The sequence below is a fragment of the Streptomyces sp. NPDC002698 genome, assembly GCF_042888945.1.
GTDB lineage: Bacteria > Actinomycetota > Actinomycetes > Streptomycetales > Streptomycetaceae > Streptomyces.
Genome location: NZ_JBIAQM010000007.1, coordinates 146,053 through 161,591 on the forward strand (window position 1 = coordinate 146,053; position 15,539 = coordinate 161,591).

General features: G+C 70.2%; 12 protein-coding genes and 1 pseudogene. 5 read left to right on the top strand and 8 right to left on the bottom strand.

Translation table 11 applies throughout. From position 1 onward, the window contains the following. Positions 1-82: 82 nt before the first annotated feature. Positions 83-1,285 carry a signal recognition particle-docking protein FtsY gene (gene ftsY, locus ACFYW9_RS13200; protein WP_351868858.1) on the bottom strand — a complete coding sequence of 401 codons (1,203 nt, stop codon included), beginning with the start codon at positions 1,283-1,285 and terminating at the stop codon, positions 83-85. A gap of 354 nt (positions 1,286-1,639) precedes the next feature. On the opposite strand from ftsY, the gene ACFYW9_RS13205 reads away from it, so the two are divergent. Beyond that, positions 1,640-2,608 carry an LLM class flavin-dependent oxidoreductase gene (locus tag ACFYW9_RS13205; protein ID WP_389148601.1) on the top strand — a complete coding sequence of 323 codons (969 nt, stop codon included), beginning with the start codon at positions 1,640-1,642 and terminating at the stop codon, positions 2,606-2,608. 132 nt (positions 2,609-2,740) lie between these two features. Here ACFYW9_RS13205 and ACFYW9_RS13210 read toward each other — a convergent pair whose 3' ends face one another. Further along, the gene (locus ACFYW9_RS13210) at positions 2,741-4,159 is read right to left on the bottom strand and encodes a sugar porter family MFS transporter (RefSeq protein ID WP_389148604.1); all 1,419 of its coding nucleotides are present in this window, start codon (positions 4,157-4,159) and stop codon (positions 2,741-2,743) included. 611 nt (positions 4,160-4,770) lie between these two features. Here ACFYW9_RS13210 and ACFYW9_RS13215 point away from each other — a divergent pair. Next, positions 4,771-5,121 (top strand): DUF4326 domain-containing protein, encoded by a 351-nt coding sequence (locus ACFYW9_RS13215; RefSeq protein ID WP_389148607.1) that lies wholly within the window; start codon positions 4,771-4,773, stop codon positions 5,119-5,121. A 62-nt stretch (positions 5,122-5,183) separates the two neighbouring features. Here ACFYW9_RS13215 and smc read toward each other — a convergent pair whose 3' ends face one another. From smc to ACFYW9_RS13230, 3 genes are all read right to left on the bottom strand, one after another. After that, positions 5,184-8,786 (bottom strand): chromosome segregation protein SMC, encoded by a 3,603-nt coding sequence (gene smc, locus ACFYW9_RS13220; RefSeq protein WP_389148610.1) that lies wholly within the window; start codon positions 8,784-8,786, stop codon positions 5,184-5,186. 208 nt (positions 8,787-8,994) lie between these two features. Then, positions 8,995-9,198 carry a hypothetical protein gene (locus ACFYW9_RS13225; RefSeq protein ID WP_028802434.1) on the bottom strand — a complete coding sequence of 68 codons (204 nt, stop codon included), beginning with the start codon at positions 9,196-9,198 and terminating at the stop codon, positions 8,995-8,997. Between the two features lie 382 nt (positions 9,199-9,580). Next, positions 9,581-9,862: an acylphosphatase gene (locus ACFYW9_RS13230; protein WP_389148613.1), complete on the bottom strand. Its 282-nt coding sequence runs from the start codon at positions 9,860-9,862 to the stop codon at positions 9,581-9,583. Positions 9,863-10,015: 153 nt separating this feature from the next. On the opposite strand from ACFYW9_RS13230, the gene ACFYW9_RS13235 reads away from it, so the two are divergent. Next, the gene (locus tag ACFYW9_RS13235; protein ID WP_389148616.1) at positions 10,016-11,008 is read left to right on the top strand and encodes a CAP domain-containing protein; all 993 of its coding nucleotides are present in this window, start codon (positions 10,016-10,018) and stop codon (positions 11,006-11,008) included. A gap of 59 nt (positions 11,009-11,067) precedes the next feature. On the opposite strand, the pseudogene ACFYW9_RS13240 reads toward ACFYW9_RS13235, so the two are convergent. Further along, positions 11,068-11,467 (bottom strand): annotated as a pseudogene (locus ACFYW9_RS13240) (site-specific integrase); the annotation flags it as partial. A 384-nt stretch (positions 11,468-11,851) separates the two neighbouring features. Continuing rightward, positions 11,852-13,111 carry a hypothetical protein gene (locus ACFYW9_RS13245; RefSeq protein WP_389148619.1) on the bottom strand — a complete coding sequence of 420 codons (1,260 nt, stop codon included), beginning with the start codon at positions 13,109-13,111 and terminating at the stop codon, positions 11,852-11,854. A 563-nt stretch (positions 13,112-13,674) separates the two neighbouring features. Here ACFYW9_RS13245 and ACFYW9_RS13250 point away from each other — a divergent pair. Beyond that, on the top strand, positions 13,675-14,067 hold the full coding sequence (locus tag ACFYW9_RS13250) for a hypothetical protein (RefSeq protein WP_389148622.1): 393 nt from the start codon (positions 13,675-13,677) through the stop codon (positions 14,065-14,067). 39 nt (positions 14,068-14,106) lie between these two features. Beyond that, positions 14,107-14,274 carry a hypothetical protein gene (locus tag ACFYW9_RS13255; RefSeq protein WP_389148625.1) on the top strand — a complete coding sequence of 56 codons (168 nt, stop codon included), beginning with the start codon at positions 14,107-14,109 and terminating at the stop codon, positions 14,272-14,274. 368 nt (positions 14,275-14,642) lie between these two features. Here the strand turns inward: ACFYW9_RS13255 and ACFYW9_RS13260 are convergent, their stop codons facing one another. Next, on the bottom strand, positions 14,643-15,107 hold the full coding sequence (locus tag ACFYW9_RS13260; protein WP_389148628.1) for a calmodulin-binding protein: 465 nt from the start codon (positions 15,105-15,107) through the stop codon (positions 14,643-14,645). Positions 15,108-15,539 lie beyond the last annotated feature (432 nt).

The following is a 15,539-nucleotide window of genomic DNA, read 5'->3' on the forward strand; positions in this document are numbered from 1 at the left end:
CCGTACAGGACGAAGCGCCCGTCCCCCGGCAGTACCGCGGGGGCGGGCGCTTCTTCGGTCACCTACGCGTTCACGCGGGTGGTCACTCGCCGATGAGGGCGTCAACGAACGCCTCCGGCTCGAACGGCGCCAGGTCGTCCGCGCCCTCGCCGAGCCCCACCAGCTTGACCGGGACGCCCAGCTCGCGCTGCACCGCGATGACGATGCCGCCCTTCGCGGTGCCGTCGAGCTTGGTCAGCACGATGCCGGTGATCTCGACGACCTCGGCGAACACCCGCGCCTGCACCAGACCGTTCTGCCCGGTGGTCGCGTCGAGCACGAGCAGCACCTCGTCGAGCGGCGCGTGCTTCTCCACGACGCGCTTGACCTTGCCGAGCTCGTCCATGAGGCCGGTCTTGGTGTGGAGCCGGCCCGCCGTGTCGATGAGGACGACGTCCGCGCCCTCCTCGATGCCCTCCTTGACCGCGTCGAACGCGATCGAGGCGGGGTCGCCGCCCTCGGGGCCGCGGACGGTACGAGCGCCCACGCGTTCGCCCCAGGTCTGGAGCTGGTCGGCGGCGGCGGCACGGAAGGTGTCGGCCGCGCCCAGCACGACGCTCTTGCCGTCGGCGACGAGCACCCGTGCGAGCTTGCCGGTGGTGGTGGTCTTGCCGGTGCCGTTGACGCCGACGACCATCACGATGCCCGGGGTGTCGAGGTTCGAGTCGGTCTTGACCACGCGGTCGAACTCCGGGACGAGCAGCTGGATCAGCTCCTCGCGCAGCAGGCCGCGCAGCTCGTCCGGCGTCCGCGTGCCGAGCACCTTCACGCGCTCGCGCAGCCGGTCGACCAGTTCCTGGGTGGGCTGCACACCGACGTCGGCGACGAGCAGCGTGTCCTCGATCTCCTCCCAGGTGTCGTCGTCGAGGTGCTCGCGCGAGAGCAGCGTGAGCAGTCCCTTGCCGAGCGCGTTCTGCGAGCGGGAGAGCCGGGTGCGCAGGCGCACCAGGCGCCCGGCGGTCGGCTCCGGGATCTCGATCTGGGGGGCGGCCGGAGGTTCCTCGACGACGACCGACGGGGCGGCCGGGCCGTCGGAGAGATCCACCTCCTCTATCGTGCGGCGCGGTTCTTCGCGCGGCGTCTCGGCTTCGTCGCCGACGTGCGGTTCGGCCGGAGGGGCGGTGATGTCGGGGGCGGCGGGGGGCGGCGGGGGCAGCTGCTTCCGCTTGCGACTGCCGACGATGAGCCCACCGAGCGCGCCGATCACCACCACGGCGATGACTACAGCAAGGATGATGGTTTCCATAACAAACCCAGTATGCGTGACCTATCCTCCGCCCAGGCGTTGTCCGTGCGGGGGCCGCGTGCCCCCGCGGGCCGGGCTGGTCCGCCGCTCGGCCGCGCGTCGGCGGGAAGCCTTCAGGGCGGAGTCACAACGCCCCCAGTATCAGCGGGCGGCGGCAAGCCGACTGCTCTGGTTTCACGAGGTGCGCACGGGTGCGCGCAGCGTACCCAGGGTCTGTCACGGCCCATGCCGTGGGCCGTGACACACCCTTACCGCAACGTCACCTCCCATGGACAGACCCCACCGGTTCCGCGCTCTGGCAACCTGACGCCCAGTCAGCTACCGTCCCCCTCCACACACGAAGGGGGACTCCCCATGCCCGTGACGGTCGTGCGCTTCAACCTCGTCGAACCCGACGCCACCCCCGCCTCGCTCAGCGCCCGCTACCGTGCCGCCGTCGAGATGGCCACGTACGCCGACGACCGCGGGATCACCACCGTGCAGACCGAGGAACACCACGGCGCCGCCAACAACTGGCTGCCCTCGCCCTTCGCGTTCGCGGGCGCGGTCTTCGGTGCCACCCGGCAGATCGCGGTCACCGTCTCGGCGGTCATCGGCCCGCTGCACGACCCGCTGCGTCTCGCCGAGGACATCGCCGTACTGGACCTGCTCAGCGGCGGCCGCCTGGTGACCGTGGCCGGCATCGGCTACCGGCCCGAGGAGTACGCGCAGTTCGACGTGGACTGGAAGCGGCGCGGCAAACTCCAGGACGAGCTTCTGGAGACGCTGCTGAAGGCGTGGACCGGCGAGGAGTTCACCTACCGGGGCCGCACGGTACGGGTCACCCCGCGCCCGTTCTCGGACCCGCACCCCCTTCTGCTGGTGGGCGGCTCCTCCAGGGCCGCGGCCCGGCGTGCCGCCCGGCTCGGGCTGCCGTTCTTCCCGAGCGCGCACCTGCCCGAGCTGGAGGCCTATTACAAGGAGCGGCTCATCGAGTACGGCACCGAGGGCTGGACCATGATGCCCGGCGCCGAGACGCCGCTGCTGCACATCGCCGAGGACCCGGACCGGGCCTGGGCCGAGTACGGCCGCCACTTCCTGCACGAGGCACGGACGTACGCCTCCTGGCAGTCCGGCGAGATCCGCTCGGCGGTGAAGTCGGCGGCCACGACGGTCGGGGAGCTGCGCGCCGAGGGCGTCTACCGCGTCCTCACGCCCGACCAGTGCGTGGAGCAGGGCCTCGACAACCTCGTCCTGCACCCGCTGTCCGGCGGGATGCCCGTGGACGAGGGCTGGCGCAGCCTGCGTCTCTTCTGCGAAAGCGTGCTGCCCCGGCTCGCGTGACCTGACGGTCCGAGCCGGGGCGGCACGCCCTCTTTCACGAGTACGAGGAGAGGGGCAGCGGGGACTTGGCCCTTCTCCCCGAGTTCCGGGGAATCACCGGCGGCCGTGGGGAGCCGCCGGTGACGCGGGCGGTCAGCCCATCTCCTCCAGGGTCTTGCCCTTCGTCTCCTTGACGAACTTGAGCACGAAGGGGATGGAGAGGACGGCGAAGCACGTGTAGATCACATAGGTGCCGGAGAGGTTCCAGTCGGCCAGCGACGGGAAGCTCGCGGTGATGGCCCAGTTGGCGATCCACTGCGCGGAGGCGGCGACACCGAGCGCGGCGGCGCGGATGTGGTTCGGGAACATCTCGCCGAGGAAGACCCAGACCACGACACCCCAGGAGAGGGCGAAGAAGAGGACGAAGACGTGGGCGGCGATCAGGGCGACCCAGCCCTGGGCGGCCGGCAGCTTGCCGTCGACGAGGTCGAAGGAGAAGGCCCAGGCCTCCAGGCCGAGACCGATGGCCATACCCACCGAGCCGATGAGGGCGAGCGGCTTACGGCCGACACGGTCCACGAAGATCATGGCGATCACGGTGCCGATGATGTTGATGATCGACGTGGTGAACGAGTAGAAGAACGAGTCCGTCGGGTCGACGCCGACCGACTGCCACAGCGTCGCGGAGTAGTAGAACGCGATGTTGATGCCGACGAACTGCTGGAAGACCGAAAGGCCGATGCCGACCCAGACGATCGGCAGGAAGAGGAAGCCGCCGCCGAGCAGGTCCTTGAAGGTCGACTTGTGCTCGCGCTTCATGGCGTGCTCGATCTCGGCGACGCGGGCGTCCAGGTCGATCTTGTCGCCCTCGACCTCCTTGAGCACCTCACGGGCACGGTCCCTGCGGCCCACTTCGAGCAGGAAGCGCGGCGACTCGGGGATGGCGAAGGAGAGCAGACCGTAGAGGACGGCCGGGATGACCATGACGCCGAGCATGACCTGCCAGGCCTCGATGCCGAAGAGCTGACCGCGCTGGTCGCCGTCGGCGGCGTTCAGGATGGCGTAGTTGACGAGCTGCGAGATGGCGATGCCGACGACGATCGCGGCCTGCTGGAACGAGCCGAGCCGTCCGCGGTACGCGGCCGGGGAGACCTCGGCGATGTAGGCGGGGCCGATGACGGAGGCCATGCCGATGGCGAATCCGCCGACGATGCGCCAGAAGGCGAGGTCCCACAGCGCGAAGGGCAGCGCCGAGCCGACCGCGCTGACGGTGAAGAGGACCGAGGAGATCTGCATGCAACGGATGCGTCCGATGCGGTCGGCCATGCGGCCGGCGGACGCTGCGCCGATGGCACAGCCGATCAGCGCGATGGCGATGACCTGGGCCAGGGTCGCGGAGCCGATGTCGTAACGGTCCCGGATGGCCTCGACCGCGCCGTTGATCACGGCACTGTCGTAGCCGAACAGGAAGCCGCCCATCGCGGCCGCCGCCGCGATGAAGATGACATGCCCGAGATGCTCGGGATGAGCCGACCTGGCTTCTGACATAGGTGCCTGCGATCCGCTGGTCACGTAAGACTCCTCGGGCCACCGGCCTCGCTGCCGGGGGTGGGGGGCGAAAGCCTTCGCTGGTGGTTACCAGTGGCGCACAGGTTCACGCGGGCCACCACCTGAAGGTAAAAGCAACGTCGGAGAGAATATGCCTTCAACTTTCGAAGTCAAACTTGGGTACTTGTGAATATCCCCCGCCGACGTGGCGCAGTTGTGTTCAAGACTTGAACATCAAGTGCCTGAATGGCCCAACGAAGCCCACGAAGCCCACCCGGCCGAACCCGCGCCCCGCCGGGTGAAGTCGGCGAATTCCACGGCGTGTCGGCTTGCCCGCGGCCGACCCGTTCGGCTGATCGGGCGCGCCGGAGCCACCGGCTCGGGCGCTGGACGGAAGGCTGCTCCGGGGCGCCGGTCACGAACGGCGTCCGAGGTGTGACGCGCGGCATGCGGTGGGCGGGGCCCGCGGAACACGGTGGGCCGGCGGCCCAGCGGCACGCGGGGAGCCCGCCCTCCGGGAGCCGCCCGCGGGGCGCGAGGCACGGGTCGCGGTCCGCGGAGCGACTCCGGACGCCCGTCCCGGCACCGGCCGTGTTCACGTTGCCCGCGGCCCCCGGAGCGACGAGGATCCGGGCATGCCGCAGACCACGGTCGTCAACCTCAAGGGCCACCGCGACGATCCCGCGTACGCCGACGTGGTGTACGTGGGGCGCGCCGTGCACCGGGGCGGCTGGCATCTGGCCGGCTCCCCGCTGGCGAGCCCGTTCCGCCCGGGCCACGACGGCACCCGGGAGGAGGTCGTCGAGATGTACCGCGCCTACCTGCTGGCACGCCCGGAGCTGCTGGCCCGGCTCCCCGCCCTGCGCGGCCACCGCCTCGGCTGCTGGTGCGTTCCCGAGCGCTGCCACGCCGAGGTGCTCGCCGAACTCGCCGACGAGGGCGTGGGCTTGGGCGAGGATCCGCCGGAACCGGACGACCAGCCGTAGGCGGCGGCCCGGCGACCTGCCCGGCGATCAGCGCGGGCGCTAGCCGATGACGTGCCCGGCGATCAGCGCAGGCGCTGGCTGATGACCTTCGAGACGCCGTCGCCCTGCATGGAGACGCCGTACAGCGCGTCGGCGACCTCCATCGTGCGCTTCTGGTGCGTGATCACGATGAGCTGGGAGGCCTCCTGCAGCTCCTGCATGATCCTGATCAGCCGCTGGAGGTTGGTGTCGTCCAGCGCGGCCTCGACCTCGTCCATCACGTAGAACGGGCTGGGGCGCGCCTTGAAGATCGACACGAGCAGCGCGACAGCGGTCAGCGACCGTTCGCCGCCGGAGAGCAGGCTGAGCCGCTTGACCTTCTTGCCCGGCGGCCTGGCCTCCACGTCGACACCCGTGGTGAGCATGTTGTCGGGGTCGGTCAGGATGAGCCGCCCGTCGCCGCCCGGGAACAGCCGGCCGAAGACGCCCTCGAACTCCCGGGCGGTGTCCCGGTACGCCTCGGTGAAGACCTGCTCGACGCGCTCGTCGACCTCCTTGATCACCTGGAGAAGGTCGGCGCGCGTCTTCTTGAGGTCCTCCAGCTGCTCGCTGAGGAACTTGTGGCGCTCCTCCAGCGCGGCGAACTCCTCCAGGGCCAGCGGATTGACCTTGCCGAGCTGCTGGTACGCCCGCTCGGCCGACCTGAGCCGCTTCTCCTGCTCGGCGCGGTGGAACCGCCGGGGCTGGTTGCGCGGGTGCTCGGGGTCCTCGGGCAGTTCCTCGCCCTCGGCGGGCAGCGACGGCGGTACGAGCTGGTCGGGGCCGTAGTCCGCGACGAGTCCCGCCGGCTCGACGCCGAGTTCGTCCAGCGCCTTCGCCTCCAGCTGCTCGATGCGCATCCGCTTCTCGGCGCCGAGCACCTCGCCCCGGTGCACCGAGTCGGTGAGCTTGTCGAGCTCCGCCTTGAGATCGCGGCCCCGGCCCCGCGCGGTCACGAGCTCCTGCTCACGGCGGGCCTTCGCGCTGTCGGCCGCGGTGCGCTCCTCCTCGGCACGGGCGAGCGAGATCTCGACGTGCGCGAGCAGTTGCCGTGCGCCGGAGGCGACGGCCGCGGCGACGGCCGCCTCGTGACGCAGCCGCGCCCGGCGCTGCTCCGCACGCGCGCGTGCCTCGCGTTCGGCGCGGGCGGCGCGGTCCAGCGAGTCGGCCCGTCCCGCGAGGCCCTTGACCCGCTCCTCGTGCGTGCGCACCTGGAGCCGGGCCTCCATCTCCGTCTGCCGCGCGTTGGCGCCGTCCGCGGCGAGCCGGTCCCGTACCGAGGTGTCGGGTTCCTCCTCGACGGGCATCTCCTCGGCCACGGCGAGCCGTTCGGCCAGTTCCTCGGCCTCGGTCACGGCCCGGTCGAGCGCTTCCTGCGCCCGGGCGGCCGCCGCGGTGCTCCGCTCGGCCTCGCCCGCGGCGCCCCGCGCCTGCCCGGCCAGCCGGCCGAGCTGCTGCGCGACGGACGACTTCTCCCGCTCGGCGGCCCGCCGCCGCTCCCCCAGCTCCTCGACGAGCGCGGCCCGTTCCTTGCGCTGTTCGGTGGCCAGCCGCTGCGCCTCGGCCAACTCCTCGCAGCGGACGGCCAGTTCCTCCAGTTCGGCCGCCGCCTCGTCCACGGAGGCCTGCACTTCGAGCAGACTGGGCGCTCCGGCGGACCCGCCGTGCGCGAAGTGCGCCGAAAGCAGGTCGCCCTCGGCGGTCACCGTGGTGAGTCCGGGCCGCGCTTGGACCAGGTCCTCGGCCTCCTCCAGGGTGCCGACGACGACGATCCCGCGCAGCAGGCGTCGTACGGCGGGCATCAGTTCGGCGGGGCCCCGGACGAGATCGGCGGCGTACGGCGGCGCGTCGTGGTCAAGGGGTACGTCCCTGGAGGCGCCGTCCGCCGGTCCGGCGCCGACGTGGGCCTCGGCGGCGGGTTCCTCGGGTGTTCCGGCGAGCAGCAGGGCCGCGCGGCCCGCGTCCTGTTTGCGCAGCAGGCGGATGGCCTCGGCGGCCGAGGCGGGGGTGGCGACCGCGACGGCGTCGGCGGCCGCGCCGAACGCGGCGGCGAGCGCGACCTCGAAGCCGGAGGTGACCGAGAGCAGTCCGGCGGCGGGACCGAGGACCCCGGTGAGCCGGTCCGTGGCGCCGAGCAGCGCTCCCGTGCCGTCCTTGCGCCGCAGGCCGAGGGCGAGGGCGTCACGGCGGGCCCGGGTGGCGGCCCGCCCCCGTTCGGCGGCGGTGGCGGCCTCGCGGGCGGCGGTCAGCGCGGCCTCCGCGTCGGACAGGGCCCGCCTGGCCGCCTCGTGCTGCTCGGCGAGGTCGGCGTCGCCCGCGTCGAGACCGTCGACCTCGGCCTTCAGCTGCTCGTACTCCTCCTGGGCCGTGACCGCGCGCTCCTGGGCCTCGTCGCGGGAGGCGGCGAGCCGGTCGATCTCGGCCTGCGCGGAAGCGGCGCGCGAACGGGCGGCGTTGACCTGGCCGCCCAGGCGGGCGAGGCCCTCGCGGCGGTCGGCGATGGCGCGGGCCACGTCCTTGAGCCGGCGCTCCTCGACGGTGAGTTCGCGTTCCAGTTCGGCGCGGTGCGCGACGGTGTCCTCCAGGGCGCGCTCGGCCGCCTCCAGGGCCGCTTCGAGTTCGGCCTCCTGCTCGCGGACGCGGGCGGCCTCGCGCTCCATGTCCTCGGGGTCGCGTCCGCGCCGTTCCTCCGCGGGCACCGAGGTGGCGCTCTTCACCCGCGCGTCCGCCAGCGAGACCGTGCCGCGCACCCGCTCCGCGAGCTGGGAGAGTTCGTACCAGGTCTGCTGGGCGCGCTGGAGACGCGGCGTCAGCTGCCGTACCTCGTCCTCCAGCAGGGCCTCCCGCTGGAGTGCCTGCTTCAGCTCGGCCTCGGCGGATTCCTTGCGCTCCTTGAGCGCGGCCTCGTCGGCGATCTCGGACTGGAGCGCCCCGCGCAGACGTACGAGGTCGTCGGCGAGGAGCCGCAGCCGGGCGTCGCGCAGGTCGGCCTGGATGACGGCGGCGCGGCGGGCCACGGCGGCCTGCCGGCCGAGCGGCTTGAGCTGGCGCCGCAGTTCGTCGGTCAGGTCCTGGACGCGGGCGAGGTTCGCCTTCATCGCGTCCAGTTTCCGCAGCGCCTTCTCCTTGCGCTTGCGGTGCTTGAGGACGCCCGCCGCCTCCTCGATGAAGGCGCGGCGGCCCATCGGGTCGGCGTGCAGGACGGAGTCGAGCTGGCCCTGTCCGACGATGACGTGCATCTCACGGCCGATGCCGGAGTCGGACAACAGCTCCTGGATGTCGAGCAGTCGGCAGGTGTCGCCGTTGATCTGGTACTCGCTGCCGCCGTTGCGGAACATGATCCGCGTGATGGTGACCTCGGCGTACTCGATGGGCAGCGCCCCGTCGGAGTTGTCGATGGTGAGGGAGACCTCGGCACGGCCGAGCGGCGGACGCCCGGTGGTGCCGGCGAAGATGACGTCCTCCATCTTGCCGCCGCGCAGCGACTTGGCCCCCTGCTCGCCCATGACCCAGCTGAGCGCGTCCACGACGTTGGACTTGCCCGAGCCGTTGGGGCCCACGACACAGGTGATGCCCGGCTCGAACCGCAGCGTGGTCGCCGAGGCGAACGACTTGAACCCCCGCAGGGTCAGGGCCTTGAGGTGCACGCCGCTGGACTCTACCTTTCGGGCCGGTCTCACTCCATGAACGCGCGGTTTCGCCCATGAACGCGCAGGGCACACCAGACGTTGAAGAGGGGGAGGGGTGCCCGGGGGGAAAGAAAGAAGGGACGCCGGACGGCGTCCCTTGCAAATCCGACAACTTAGCGGTTGATTCGGGCTGCCCAACCACTGCTGTCATGGTGCGGTGCAGTGGTCAGGTGAGCGCAGGCTCCGCCTGGGGTACGTCGATGCTCTCGAGAAGCGAGTCGTGAGAAGCGGCAGCCGCGAGCGCGTCGTTCTCGGCCTGGATCCGTACGAGCTCGGATTCGAGGTCCTGGACGCGCTGCTGGAGCCGTCGCATCTCGGCAATGAGTCGCGGGTCGGAACCGCCGACGTAACCGAGAAGCGCCTTTGCCATGATGGATGGTCCTCCACACTGAGTGACCGACCGAAGCGGTGTGGGTCGTGAGGGAATCGCACCCGCGATGCTTGACACTGCTGATGTCCTGCTGCCGTTCCACATGCCAAACAGCTAAGGTGCGCGGGGCTTTCAGCGTCTCACCAAAAAGTTTGACGGTCAACACGATCACACCCCGTATCGGCGGGCAACCCACTGTCGCGCGGCTTGTGAAACGGCGGCGCTGCGACTCCGGCGGGGCCCTCAGGGCGTCGGGATCATCGTTATCTCGGGAGCCTGCCACTTCGAGCCGTTCTTGGCAACCACCAGGCCGTTTCCACTACTGACGGGTGCCGTTGGCATACTCCACGCCACCTTCCGGGGGCCTTCTCGGGCATCATCGTCAGCGGATGGCGAAGCTGTCGTAGATCCCGCGGGGCGTGTCCCAGATCTCAGTCACTCCGTCCACCTGGCCGGGCGTGTCGTCTCCCTGGAGCCAGTCGAGCAGACTCTGGCAGCCGGCTCGGGGGCCCTCCGCGACCACCTGGACGCGTCCGTCGTCGAGATTGAGAGCAAAACCACTCAGCCCCCCGATCTCCAGCGCCCTGGCCCGCGTAAACCAGCGGAAACCCACACCTTGGACCCGTCCGCGGACCCAGACGACCAGCCGTGAAACCTCGTTCATGGCTGCACGCTAACCGGACAATGTCTCCTGGAGCACATCCTCCCCTCGCGCCATGGGGTACCGTCCCGACCCAATGAGTCTCATTAGAAACTCACTCTTTCGGGTGAGGTTTAGATGAGGATCGCTGACTCGAGATCGAGGAAGGCCCAAGAGATGGGACGCCACCGACGCTCCGACGCCGGCCGCGCCGCCACAGGGCGCGCCACCGGAGTCACAGATACGAGCGGGACCCACACGGAAAGCTACGGGCCGGAGAACCTGTACGGCTACGCGGCCGTCGCCGATCTCCCGTCCGCCGCCGCGGCCCGCTCGCACCGCAAGCGGAAGGGTCCGAGCCCGGTCAAGACCGGACTGCTCGGCGTCTCGGCGGCCGTGGCCCTCGGCACCGTGGCCGTCGCGGCCGGTGTCGTGCCCGGCGCCGACAACTACGCGCTCGGCGGTGGCAGCAACAACTCCGACAGCATCCAGGCCGCGAGCTCGCCCTCCAACGTGGACGCCCCGCAGGGCGGCACCTCGGGCAGCGCGGACGCCCGTGAGGGCACGTCGACCAGCCGCGGCTCCGGTCGCACGACGACCCCCTCGACCGTCGCCCCCTCGACCTCCACGCCGCCGTCGGCCGCTCCGACCGCGACGGAGCCGCCGAAGGAGCAGGGCAACGGGTCCTCCAAGGAGAAGGAGACGAAGGAGCCCAAGGCTCCCGAAGCTTCGAAGCCCTCCAAGAAGGAGACGAAGGCCCCGGTCGCCAAGACCCCGGTGGACGTGTCCGCTCAGACCGCCGCCGAGGCCGAGGTGCTCAAGCTCGTCAACGACGAGCGCGCCAAGGTCGGTTGCAGCCCGGTCGCCGCGAACAGCGCCCTGACGGACCTGGCCCAGACCTTCAGCGAGGACATGGCGGCGCGTGACTTCTTCGACCACACGGACCCGAGCGGGCTCAGCCCGTGGGACCGTGCGGCGACGGCCGGGATAGCCAGCCTCGGCGGCGAGAACATAGCCCGCGGCCAGGCCGACGCGGCAGCCGTCATGGAGGCCTGGATGAACAGCCCCGGCCACAAGGCCAACATACTGAACTGCGACTTCAAGACCCTCGGCGTCGGAGTCCACTTCGCCGAGGGCGGCCCTTGGTGGACGCAGGACTTCGGCTACTGAGACAGCCGCGGATCACATGGCCGACCCGCTCGGGGGGTCGGCCATGTCGTGTTTCCGGGTCACCCGGCGGCCCGGGTCCGAGTCCCGGCCGACGGCATCAGGTGCGGGTACGTCCGCAGCGTGAAGCCGGGGTCACGACGCCCCAGGTACTCGCTGACCGCCTTGACGCTCTCCCCCGCGGCCCGCAGCGCCGGCCGCCATTCGCGGTCGTTGAAGCGGTTCCGGTCATCGACAACCCCATGGGTCCGGTGAAGATCGGCGATGCCGTGACGGGCGGACCGTCCGGGGTCTTCCAAGACAGCGTGATCCTGACGGCCGGGTACCGCTTGAGGTGCTTGGCCAGCGCGAAGGCGACAGACTCCGGCAGGGCACGTCGCGTTCCTTGCCGCCCTTCGGCGGGGCGAACACCGGGCGATGCAGCCGCAGCAACTTGACCTGCCGCACGACGTGCACCACTCCCAACCTGCGCGAAGGCACTGAGGCCGAGCCCGTCGACGAAGGGCAGATCGATCTCCGGGATCGGCCGGCCCGCCCGGCTGGCGAAGGGTTTAGCCGTCCGACAGATCCACGGCCCGGCCATGCTTCACCATGAAGTCCCCCCGGCTTGCACCCGAACCGACGATGGCGATCGACGAGGAGTCTCTCGCAGGCCTGGTCGTCGACGGTCGCCGGATACCTCGATCAGTCCGGTCTCGTCGAGCAGCACGACGTGGCGGAGATGCGTCCGGACTCGAACAAGTCGGCTCGGAACCGGGAACCGCCTGAGGCGCCACCGATCAAAGCAGCGCGGAAGCCCCGGACCAGAGGCCCGGGACGGGTACCACCGCTCGCGTCGGACGGTTGTCAGCTCAGGTTCCGGGCCCGGCGGCGGCGCGCGATGAGGAGCGTGCCCGCCCCCGTGACCACTGCCGCGGCAGCCGCGCCCGTGATCGGCAGTGTCGAGGAGCCGGTCTCTGCCAGGTTGCCGCCGTTCGACGTCGTTCCGTCGTCACCGGTCGACGACGACCCGCCGGTCGAGCCGCCCGTGCCATCTGCCGAGCCGCCGGTCGAGCCGCCCGTGCCATCTGCCGAGCCGCCCGTCGAACCGTTGGAGCCGCTGGTCGAGCCGCCCGTCGAGCCGGTCGACCCCCCGCCCGTGACGTCCAGCGTGATGTCGGCCTTGTCGTTGGCCTTGTTGTGGTCGAACGGCCGTGGTTCGGTGGTCAGCGCGATCGAGCCCTTGGCGCCCGCGATCCGCTTGTCGATCTTCAGCTTGAAGGTGTAGACCATTTGGGCGTCCTCGGCCATGTTCATACCGAGGTGCGCTGGGCAGCGGTACTTCCCGCCCTCGGCGTGGCAGTAGTAGTCGCGCTTGACGACCGAGGTTCCGGCGGGAGGCGTGATCATGATCTGGACGCCCCGCTCCACTTCCTCTTCCAGAAGCCAGGCGGGCCCGGCGTTGGCGAACTTCACCTTCATCGTCACCGTGTCACCGGCCCGCCCCCTCAACGCGGCACCCGTCACCTGGTAGTCGGCCGTGTTGACCGAGGTGACCGGCACACGGACACGTCTCGCGGAACCCTCGCCCCCGGCCGGTCGCTCGACCAGTTTCACCGCCGGCGCGGTCCCCGCCACCGACGGATCTCCGTTCTCGTCGTCCATCGGGGCGCCGCCGTCCTCGACACGCACACGCAGCCTGTCTATGTACGCGCGGTCCAGTACCTTGACACGGAGAGGCTTCTCGGGCGTGTAGACGACGCCCGGCTCCACCGCCTGGTCGAACGCGCACGTCGCGGCCCAGTTCTCGGTCATCTCGTCGTAGGTCCTAATGTGCTGTACACGGCAATTGGAGGGAACGTCCACGAAGTCGAGCCCCCGGGTGACGGAGTAGGAGACCCACACCTTCTCGGCGGCCCCGGTGCCCTTGTTCGCCACGGTGACCGGCAGGTCGAAGGTGTCCCCCGGTTTCAACCCGTGGATCGGCTCGATGCCTCCGACGACCAGGTCGGATACGGCTCCATCGCCGAAGGCGGCGGGAGCCGCGGCCAGCACGATCAGGCCGGCGGCGCCGAGGGCGGCGACAGCGGCTCGGGGGGCGCGACGGTTGTGCGGGGGTATCGGCATGGAGAGATCCTCTGCTGGGACGCGGGTAAACGGACGGTGTCTTCCGGGGGAACGGTCCTTCGATCGCTAGACCCTTGCCGATCTCCAACGGTTGTACGTCCGGTGCCTCCTCCGTCTCGGGATCACACCTGCCGGAAGCCGTGAGCCCCGCCCCGATGCCAGCACCGATTGCCGACGCGAGGTCGCCGGAGACGGACCGGTGCCCACCGGCTGAGCCACTGTGGCCCGCCAACTGACGTCCTCACCCGCCAGATGAAGCACTCAGTCTCAGCGGCCGTAAGCCGCTCCTTCTTGCTCTTCTCGTGGCGCACCCCGCTGGCGCGCTTGTCGCTTGTCGCGCCGGACAAGGCCATACCGAGGGAGAGGCTGACACAGGCTCCGACCTGCGAGCCGACAAGCGACAAGGCGGAGCACGGCCCTTCAAGCAGACCGGCGTCACAGATTTCTCTACCCCATCAAGTGCCCGCGCGAGCGCGGGCCCGAGTCGAGAACGATAACCACGTCGATGGGCCGGTCGGCACCGGTGACGAGCGGCCTCACCTGGGCGTATACGATCCCCGGCCATGAAGCGTTCGATGATCGCACTGGTCAGCGCAGGAGCAATCACCGTCGCCCTGGGCGGCTACGCCGTCGGAGCGACGCAGCACGACGACGCGTCCGAGCAGTCGACCACGTGCGCGCAGGCGAACCAGGAATTCGAGGCGCGGGCCGGCCAGTTCCGGAAGCAGCAGCAGCGGATCGCGCAAGGGGCAGACACCAGCAGACAGTACGAGATCGCCACGGCACGGCTGAAGATCCTCGGCATGATCGTGAGACAGAATCCGACCTGCTTCGACGCCGGGACGCGCGCGACGGCGGCGTATCTCCAGCAACACCCGTCCGCGAGCCAGGAAGACGCGGCCGCGTGTGAACTCGCCGGCATCCCGTCCAAGGACTGCACGATCTCGGTTTACTGAAATGAGCGTCTGCCGTTCGAAGGCTCCTGGAGGCGCCCAGTGAACACCACCATTTTCCTGCTGCGCGACGCGCTGGGCCTTGGTGCCGGCCTGGTGCTCATGTGGGAGCTGAACCGCCAGGCTTCGGGACCGGGCTGGAGGAAGCCACGGGTCTTCACAGCTGTGGGGGCTGGGCTACTTGCCGCGCTGCTGGCCGCCTACGCCTAGAGGACGCCAGTCGACGTGCCCCTCTCGTGCCCGTTCGGTCGAAAAACAGCGGGGAGCGGCGGACACTGACGTGAGCCGGGAACGAGAACGGCCCCTGACCAGACTTGCTGGTCAGGAGTTGATTCCCATTCGGGTGGCGGCGCCAGGATTCGAACCCGGGAAGGCGAAGCCGGCAGATTTCAAGACTGTCCGTCGGTAGCAGTCAGCGGCTCCGGCCGTTCTTGTGGAGTGCGGCCGACCCTGGGGAAGCATGGCCAGGGGGACCATCGGGCGCATGTGCGCGGGCCGACCGCGAACGGTCGGCCCGAGTGGCCCTGTGTGGGTCGGGGCGTCGTGAGGGTACGGTTCCGGTCGGCCTTGCCGGTCAGCTACGGGGCGGGGATTTCCCTGATGAGGCGCGAGGTCCAGTCGCACCAGTACTGGCCGGGCAGGAAGGCGCCGCCGGCTTCGTCGATGTGGTCTTCGACGTACGGGATGACCGCGTCACAGACTTCGATGGCCTGGTCGAAGAATTCCGTGTAGTCGGGGTTGTTGTGGTAGCTCCAGCGCGGGTTGTAGGAGGCCTGCCGCTTGACGATCCGCGTGAGCACGTGGGGACGGTCGGTGGTCTGCCCGCTGACGAGTTCCCGGGCGTGCTCGATGTCCCCGGGCTTGGTCAGCTTGATGACGAATTCCTCCCGCGTGACGTCGGTCATCACGAAGTACGCGGAGCTCTCGGCGGCGGCGTGGCCGGGCTGCCTGCTGAGGGTGTTGGCCTGAGTGGGCTGCGCCGTGGCGAAGGCCAGCACGCCGACGGCGGCCAGGCCGGCCGCCTTGGTGAGCATGCGTCGCATGAGGGTTCTCTCCTTGGTTACGGACGTCGTGCACGTCACGACTAGTCACCAATCGGATTGAATCAGTAGCATTGAGTAATCACGCTGAGGACGCGCTCGACTTCGCCGCATATGCCAATGGCCTCATGCTGCCGCTGCTGCTTGGGGGCATCGCCACCGTCCTCGGCACACCTTGGCCGTGCGGCACCGGCAAGTTCGCGTTGAGTGCAGCACACGGCGCCCCCTCGGGCCGTCTCCGGGCCGTCCGAGGGTGCTCAACGGCGACCAACGCCGACAACCGTCGACGACTAAGCCGCAGGTCGCAGCGTTGATCGGTTGCAGGGGTGCAGGTCGGAGACCCGGCCCCTCACTTCTTCGGCTACGGAGACAGCCGCGGATCACATGGCCGACCCGCTCGGGGGGGTCGGCCATGTCGTGTTTCCGGGTCATCCG

Coding starts and splice junctions, on each gene's coding strand:
- ACFYW9_RS13225 (WP_028802434.1), bottom strand. CDS start 9,198: ATGGCAAAGGCGCTTCTCGGTTACGTCGGCGGTTCCGACCCGCGACTC.
- ACFYW9_RS13235 (WP_389148616.1), top strand. CDS start 10,016: ATGGGACGCCACCGACGCTCCGACGCCGGCCGCGCCGCCACAGGGCGC.
- ACFYW9_RS13250 (WP_389148622.1), top strand. CDS start 13,675: ATGAAGCGTTCGATGATCGCACTGGTCAGCGCAGGAGCAATCACCGTC.
- ACFYW9_RS13205 (WP_389148601.1), top strand. CDS start 1,640: ATGCCCGTGACGGTCGTGCGCTTCAACCTCGTCGAACCCGACGCCACC.
- ACFYW9_RS13230 (WP_389148613.1), bottom strand. CDS start 9,862: ATGAACGAGGTTTCACGGCTGGTCGTCTGGGTCCGCGGACGGGTCCAA.
- ACFYW9_RS13260 (WP_389148628.1), bottom strand. CDS start 15,107: ATGCGACGCATGCTCACCAAGGCGGCCGGCCTGGCCGCCGTCGGCGTG.
- ACFYW9_RS13215 (WP_389148607.1), top strand. CDS start 4,771: ATGCCGCAGACCACGGTCGTCAACCTCAAGGGCCACCGCGACGATCCC.
- ftsY (WP_351868858.1), bottom strand. CDS start 1,285: ATGGAAACCATCATCCTTGCTGTAGTCATCGCCGTGGTGGTGATCGGC.
- ACFYW9_RS13245 (WP_389148619.1), bottom strand. CDS start 13,111: ATGCCGATACCCCCGCACAACCGTCGCGCCCCCCGAGCCGCTGTCGCC.